Genomic DNA, 6,818 nt, shown 5'->3' with positions numbered 1-6,818 from the left:
CCCTCTTCCTCTTTTTTCGGTCGTTTTTCGCTGGGGGTGGCCTGGCCGCCCCCGGCGCCGCCCGCCCGGCCGAGGGCTGCGGCCCGGGTGTGCCGTACGACGCGGACCCGACCCGAGCCCCCGGCGTTGGCCGGCGGTCCGGGCCCGGTGCACTGGTTCCCGGAGACGTGGCTGCTCCGTGCTCCCCGGATGGACGAACTTGCTGCCGGGCCCAATGCCCGGGTGCTCTGTCCGCCGTACGGGTGCGGCTGCGGGCGTCACGTTTCAGCTGCACCGTTGCTGCGTCGATGCGCCTGTCCGAGTGCCCTCCGGGCATCCCGCGAGCGAGAAGCACGCAGCAGGGGTATGTCCTCTCGCGCGAGGTTGCTTCGGGATCAATGAGGAGATCAGCCGTGTACGCAGTGGTTCGACGGTATGCAGGGGTGACGGATCCCGCCGAGGCGGGACGCCGGGTGGACGAGGGATTCGTGCCCCTGCTGCGCCAGGTGCCCGGATTCGTGGCCTACTACTGGATCGACGCGGGGGAGGGAGTGATGGTCTCCACCAGCGTCTTCGAAGACCAGGCCGGGGCCGAGGAATCGATCAAGAGGGCGGCGGAATTCGTACGGGACAGCCTCGCCTCCCTGCTGCCCAACCCTCCCCAGGTCACGGCCGGCCAGGTCGTGGCCGCCGGGTAGCGACCTCGGGAGCAGTTGAAGCGGAGGGCTCGCCGAGTCCTGACCGCTCCGGGTCTTGGTGGGCTACCTCGGGCTGATCGTGACCTTGTACGTGGCTCCGGCCCTGCCGTGTGCATGCACGGTGACGGTCTCGCCGCTGCGGCCCCAGAGAGCCTTGCTGCCTTCGATGCCGACGCGGTAGCCGCCTGGGTACACGTCCTTGGGCACGGTGATCTGGGTGGGCCCCTCGGCGTTGCCCCGGGTACGGAAGGTGAGGGTGTAGGTGCGTGTGGCCGGGTCGTACGCGAAGTGGAGGGGGTCGCCCGCGACGGCCCGCGCGTACGGCTGGACCAGCAGCTGCGCATTGGGTTTCGCTGCGCCCGTCTGGTCGAGGAAGCAGTAGCCGCCGCCCCGGCACCACTGCCACCACGTCCAGCCGCTGGCGAAGCGGTCCAGGGAGGCGGTCATGTCGGAGACGAACCGGCTCGCGTGCGGAACGTAGGGGTTGCCGCCCCACTCCCCGACGATCACCGGCATGTGGTGGCGGGCAGGGTAGTCGCTGATCGCGGCCTCGTAGGCCGGGATGAAGGTGCCGTTGGGGTCGTAGTCGGCGCCGGTTTCCATCGCGGTCTCGTAGAAGTGCGGGGCGTAGCCGGCGTGCGGGTCGTCGATGGAGCCCATCCGGGTGGGGATGCCGAGACCGACGATGACGGTGGGTTCGACGAACACCCACGACGTGCGGTCGACCAGACGGATCGCCCGGGCAAGGCGGTTCCACAGCTCGGTGAGCTCGCCGGCCTCGAAGCGGGCCGCGGCGGCGGGAAGGTCCTCGCCCTCGAGGAACTTCGCGAACGGCTCGTTCATCAGGTCGTAGCCGAGCAGCGCCGGGTGCCCGCCCAGGGCGGAGGCGACCGTCATCCACATGCGGGCGTGCGCGGCGCGGAGGTCCGCGTCCTTGTACAGGTGGTCGAAGGCGGTCTGCACGGACGGCTCGAAGTACTCGGAGAACCAGTCGTCGGGTATCGGCCAGAACGGCAGCCCCTCGTCTCGGGTGGCCCACTCGGGGACGCCGCGGGAGCCGAAGTGGGGGCCGTACACGTCCTGGTGGGCGTCGAGGATGACCTTGACGTGGTAGCGGTCGGCCCAGTCGAGGATGCGGCGCATCTTGGCGAGGTAGCCGCGGTCGTAGTGCCCGGGGGTGGGTTCGAGGTCGTCCCAGAAGAACGCGAGGCGCGCAAGGTTGAAGCCCCGGGCGGCCATGTCTTCGAGATCGCTCTCGTGGATGTCGGCGAACGCGTTGGCGCCTCGGCTGCTCTTGTCGGCGAGGTTGAAGCCGCGCCACTGGAGCGCGCGGCCCTGGCCGTCGGCGATGTAGGTACGGTCACCCACCGTGACCCGGTCGGGTGTGCGGTCGGGCCGGGCCTCGGCCCGCGCGGGGAGGACGCCGAGCAGGAGAGCGGCCACGGCGAGGGCGACGGGGGCGACTCGGGAGGTCAAGCGCATACAGGTGACCCCTTCCAGGGCGGCTGCTCGGGCGGCGTGCTGCTGGGCGGTCGGATGTTACTGGTGAGTGCGTCAAGTTCCCAGGGTTGCGCATGAGTTGGCGAGACCCAGTCGGTCGGGCCGGTAGAGTGGCGGCGAACAAGAGAAGAGATCCTCCAATGGACTCCCGCATACCGCGCATCCGCTCCAAGCTGGCGAAGGTCCCGTACCAGGCGCAGCGCAGCCACTCGATGGGCGCCGAGCGTCACGCGTTCCGTGTCGGCCCGCGCATCGGTTCCGCTCAGGCGGACCTCTTCGAGGGTGAACACCACGTCGAACTGCCTCCGGCCTACCGGAAGTTCCTGGTCGCCCTCGGGGGAAGCGGCGCCGGCCCCTTCTACGGTCTGCTCCCGCTGGAGGAGTGCAGGCTGTTCACCATGGACCGGCAGCCACCGGACGGCACCCCGCGGGGTTTCCACCACGTGAACCACCCTGACGCGTCGCAGGGGGACCTGTTCCTCCACGTCATCGAGATGGGCTGCTCCGACCTGTGCCTCATCGGCGTGACCGGCCCCCTCACCGGCCGCATGCTCACCGGCAACGCGGACGGCTTCCGGCCTCCCAACGTCTCCTCGGCCCGGGACTTCCTCGCCTGGTACGAACGCTGGCTGGACCACATGCGGGACGGCAAGGACAACACGGCTCTGGGGCTCACCTCCCCGGCGACCGTTGCAAGCGCCCCCTGGGGGCCCCGGGCCAGAGCACTCGCACACCGTGCGCACCGGCGGAATCCCTCAACTGTCAGTGCCGGGTGACAAGATCATCCCCGTTGTCCGTCATCACAAGGGGGAGACCATGACCGAACAGCTGAAGAAGGCCCGGCGCGCAGTGCTGACGGGGGCGGTGGCCGGGCTCACCGGGACCGCACTGATGTCCGGCGGCGGTCCGGCCGCCGCGGCGACCACGGCCGCAGGAACGCCCGACTGGTTCGACGTCAAGGGCCACGGCGCGGTCGGCGACGGCTCCACCGACGACACCGCAGCCGTCCAGCGCGCCCTCGACGCGGCGGCCGCGGCGGGCGGCGGCACCGTGTACTTCCCCGTCGGGAAGTACCTGGTCAGGCCCGCAGCCGGCGCACCCGCGCTGGCCGTCAAGGCCGACGGCATCCGCCTGGCCGGCGCCGGGGCGAAGGCCTCCATGCTGGTCAAGGGCGGCGACGGCATCCTGCTCCGGATGTCCGGCACGGGAGCGGCCTACTCCACGGGCTCCACCCACCGCCGCTACTGCTCCGTCGAGAACCTCGGCTTCAACGGCAACGGCAAGACCGGCCTGCTGCTGGAGCTCTACTACAACAACAACTCCTACTTCCGCGACGTCTTTATGACCTCGAACAAGGACATGTGCATCGACGCCGTGGAGTTCTGGGACTCCCGCTTCTATAACCTGGTCATCGAGGACTGCACCGGCACCACCGCCAGCACCACCCAGCCCAACATCTGGCTGCGCAACGCCTCCTCCACAACCGAAGGCGCCTGGGGCCACAGCAAGGACAACATCAATCAGATCCACTTCATCGGCTGCCGCCTGGAGGCCTTCGGCACCGGCGCGCTGTGGATCGGCCAAGGAGCCGTCACCACCAACAACCCCAACGGCGTCTACATCACCGACTGCAAGTTCGAGACCTCCCGCATGCAGGGCGGCCCGCACCTGAAGACCGACGCGGGCTGCAGGCACGTCTACGCCACCAACATCTACTGCTACGCCGGCGATTTCGCCGCGGGTACCCCGGCCACCGCGCGGAACGTCATCAGCTGGGCGGCGAGCGCCAGTGCGCTGGAGAACGTGGTCATCGCCAACCGGGACAAGGCCACCGTCAACGCGGGCGTCGCGCTCTACTCGGGCCCGGGCTCCACCGCCGTGCTGCGCAACGTCGTCGGGCTCTACACCACCGCGCCCACCGGCACCCACATCTACTACGAGCAGTCCTCGACCGGCGACTTCCGGGTGGAGAACAGCTACGGAACCCTCGGCGCCCAGGCGACCGGAACGATCCCCGTCAAGAACGCGCCGAACCCGCCCTTGCGGCTGGTGCCCGGCCCGGTCAGCGACGCCTCGTTCACCCGTCAGCCACTGGACGGCACCATGGCCGTGGACTCCGCGAACAAGCGGCTCTACGTCCGGGTCGGCGGCCAGTGGCTCTGGTCGGCGCTCAACGCGTAACCACCCGGCGCGTCCGTCCACGGTGAACCGCCCATGGGCCTCTTGGCATCGATCACCTAGGCTGGCGCGGTGACTGATGAGCGGGAGCGGGTGCAGCCGTCGGGAGTGTGGGCCACGGCGGTGGGGGTGGCCAGGGTGCGGGCGCTGGAGACCGCGCGGGAGAACGCGCTGTTCCGCGACCCGCTGGCGCAGGCCTTCGCCACCGCCGGCGGCCTGTGGCCCTCCTCGCCGCAGCCCGATGACGAGGCCGCGCGACGCCGCCGGACGGCCGTGTCGTTCTCCATCGTCATCAGGACGAAGTTCCTCGACGAGCTGTTGCAGCAGGCCTCCGCATCCGGGGTCCGGCAGGTCGTGCTGCTCGGCGCAGGCATGGACAGCCGGGCCTTCCGAATGGATTGGCCCGAGGGCACCCGGCTGTTCGAGGTCGACACCGCCGCGCCACTGGACTTCAAGGCTTCGGTGCTGCGCCAGGAGCGGGCCGTCGCACGCTGCGAGCGGATCACCGTCGCCGTGGACCTGCGTGCGGACTGGCCGGCCGCGCTGGCCGCCGCAGGGCACGACCCGGCCGTGCCGACCGCATGGATCGCCGAAGGCCTCCTGATCTACCTGCCGGAGGAGGCGGTGGATCTGCTGCTGGCCCGGATCAGCGCGCAGTCGGCGGCAGGCAGCCGCATGGGGCTGACATTGGGCTCGCGCGGCGTGGTCGAGCGCTTCGGCGCGGATGCCGCGCCGGGCTCGGCGGCGTCCATGTGGGTCTCGGAGATGCCCGACGACCCGGTGGGCTGGCTGGCCGGGCACGGCTGGGACGCCGACAGCCACACCCTGCGCGAGCGCGCTGCCGCCTACGGCCGCCCGATCAGCACCCCGCCACAGCGCGATGAGCAGCCGGGCGGACTGATCTCGGCCATCCGCCGGTAGAGAGTCTTCCGGTTCCCTGGTGATCGGTGCCTCCGCCCAGCAAATACCTGCTCGCACCCGCAGGTTCGGACGACGGGCCGAGCGGCGGCCGGTGCCGGCGCCGGTCTGTCTTGCGTTCGCCGGCCGCGCCGGCACCGGATGCGGGACGCCTGCAGGGTTCCGGTCAGCCGGAACACCCTGCTGAGGCTGACCGCCTCGCTCCCGGACCCCGCCACCGCATTACCCCCCAGTACCCCGCGTGGCGGGCGTGGAGGAGTACGCCCAGCGCGCTGTGGTTCGTGGGCGCTGCCACAGCCGCTCAGCGCCGCGCCAGCGGTCGGCCGCCGGAGACGCTGCTGCGCCCGGGTGACCGGCCGTGGCGTCGTGACCGGGACCAGCTCGCCGGGTCAGTCCTTGAGCCCGCTCTTCGAGATCGCCCCCGGCACCGTGGAAGAACCACGACGGTGCGCCTTTGGGTAGCGCGCGGGGCAGTGTGCGTGCGCTGGTGGGTCCGGTGGCCGCGCCGTGGTGTTCGTCGTCCGGGATGTCGCCGGGCTTGCTCCGAACGGCAGGCCAGGAGGTCCCGAGTGCCGCGCGGTCGCTGTGCGTATCTGTTTGGATACGGATGTGCGCACCGTGGATGTGCTCGTTCCGAAGAGAGGGTAACCATGACGACGGATCATGCAGAGACCAATCTGGCAGTCCGGCTCGGATTCCAGCCCGACATGGTCGTTCAGGAGATCGGGTACGACGACGATGTCGACCAGGAGCTCCGCGAAGCGGTCGAGCAGGCGACCGGCACCGAGCTGGTCGACGAGAACTACGACGACGTCGCCGACGCCGTACTCCTGTGGTTCCGCGAGGATGACGGTGATCTCACCGACGCGTTGGTCGACGCCATCGCATACATGGAAGAAGGCGGCTCGCTCCTCCTGCTCACCCCCAAGAGCGGAAGGGACGGCTACGTCGAGCCCGGCGAGATCGGGGAAGCGTCCACGACCGCCGGCCTGTCCCGGACGAAGTCCATCAACGCGGGCAAGGACTGGAACGGCGCCCGTCTCATCACCCCCAAGGGTGCGGCCAGGAAGCGTTAGCTCTCCGAGCGCGCCCCCACATGTCTTGCGGCGTCGCCGTCTCCCGGAGCAAGGTGCGGCGGCGTCGGGTGTCCGGCAGGTTGCCGGGCCCAAGGAGCCGGCTTCAGCCGGGGCCCGTCCAGTCGAACGTGATGTGCTTGCTGGACTGCCCTTCACGGCTCCAGTGGAAGCCGAAGGCGTTGGCGCGGTCCGCGGTCGAGCGACCCCAGGTCGCGACCTGTCCAGGCCCGGTCTCACAGCCCGGCAAGTTGGTCGATCGGACGCGGGCACCCTCGGGCGTGGTCGGTCCGGTGAGCGCCTCGGCCCTCGCCTCGACACGGTCCGGGATCGTGGCCCGCCAGCCGCCGAGGTCTTCGTCGACCTCCATTTGTATGGGGGCGAAGTCCATGCCCCGCACCACGTGCGGGGCCATAATGGTGAGAATCTGTGCGGGCCAGCTCCCGGCCAGTCAGCCGAAGATCATCTGGCG

General features: G+C 70.2%; 6 protein-coding genes and 1 pseudogene. 5 read left to right on the top strand and 2 right to left on the bottom strand.

Going from position 1 to position 6,818, the window contains the following annotated elements; genetic code table 11:
* Positions 1-392 precede the first annotated feature (392 nt).
* Positions 393-677: a hypothetical protein gene (locus tag ACFXA3_RS30570; protein WP_385191883.1), complete on the top strand. Its 285-nt coding sequence runs from the start codon at positions 393-395 to the stop codon at positions 675-677.
* Between the two features lie 63 nt (positions 678-740).
* Here ACFXA3_RS30570 and ACFXA3_RS30565 read toward each other — a convergent pair whose 3' ends face one another.
* A complete protein-coding gene (locus ACFXA3_RS30565; RefSeq protein ID WP_385191881.1) occupies positions 741-2,159 on the bottom strand; it encodes a cellulase family glycosylhydrolase in 1,419 nt (472 codons plus the stop codon).
* Positions 2,160-2,317: 158 nt separating this feature from the next.
* Between ACFXA3_RS30565 and ACFXA3_RS30560 the strand changes: the two genes are divergently transcribed.
* The 4 genes from ACFXA3_RS30560 to ACFXA3_RS30545 all read left to right on the top strand — a co-directional run bounded on the left by ACFXA3_RS30560 (position 2,318) and on the right by ACFXA3_RS30545 (position 6,349).
* Entirely contained in the window at positions 2,318-2,953 is a 636-nt protein-coding gene (locus ACFXA3_RS30560; RefSeq protein WP_385191878.1) for an SMI1/KNR4 family protein, read from the top strand.
* A 40-nt stretch (positions 2,954-2,993) separates the two neighbouring features.
* Positions 2,994-4,358, top strand: a complete 1,365-nt coding sequence (locus ACFXA3_RS30555; protein WP_385191875.1) for a glycosyl hydrolase family 28-related protein — start codon at positions 2,994-2,996, stop codon at positions 4,356-4,358.
* Positions 4,359-4,427: 69 nt separating this feature from the next.
* Positions 4,428-5,276, top strand: coding sequence for a class I SAM-dependent methyltransferase (locus tag ACFXA3_RS30550; protein ID WP_385191872.1), 849 nt, complete (start codon positions 4,428-4,430; stop codon positions 5,274-5,276).
* A gap of 647 nt (positions 5,277-5,923) precedes the next feature.
* Positions 5,924-6,349, top strand: a complete 426-nt coding sequence (locus ACFXA3_RS30545) for a DUF3052 domain-containing protein (RefSeq protein WP_385191869.1) — start codon at positions 5,924-5,926, stop codon at positions 6,347-6,349.
* 103 nt (positions 6,350-6,452) lie between these two features.
* Here ACFXA3_RS30545 and ACFXA3_RS30540 read toward each other — a convergent pair.
* Positions 6,453-6,794, bottom strand: a pseudogene (locus ACFXA3_RS30540) (DUF1326 domain-containing protein); the annotation flags it as partial.
* Positions 6,795-6,818: the final 24 nt, after the last annotated feature.

The organism is Streptomyces sp. NPDC059456 (assembly GCF_042750055.1).
GTDB lineage: Bacteria > Actinomycetota > Actinomycetes > Streptomycetales > Streptomycetaceae > Streptomyces.
Note: the sequence above shows the minus strand (reverse complement) of the source record. Positions and strands in the feature narration are given on the sequence as shown.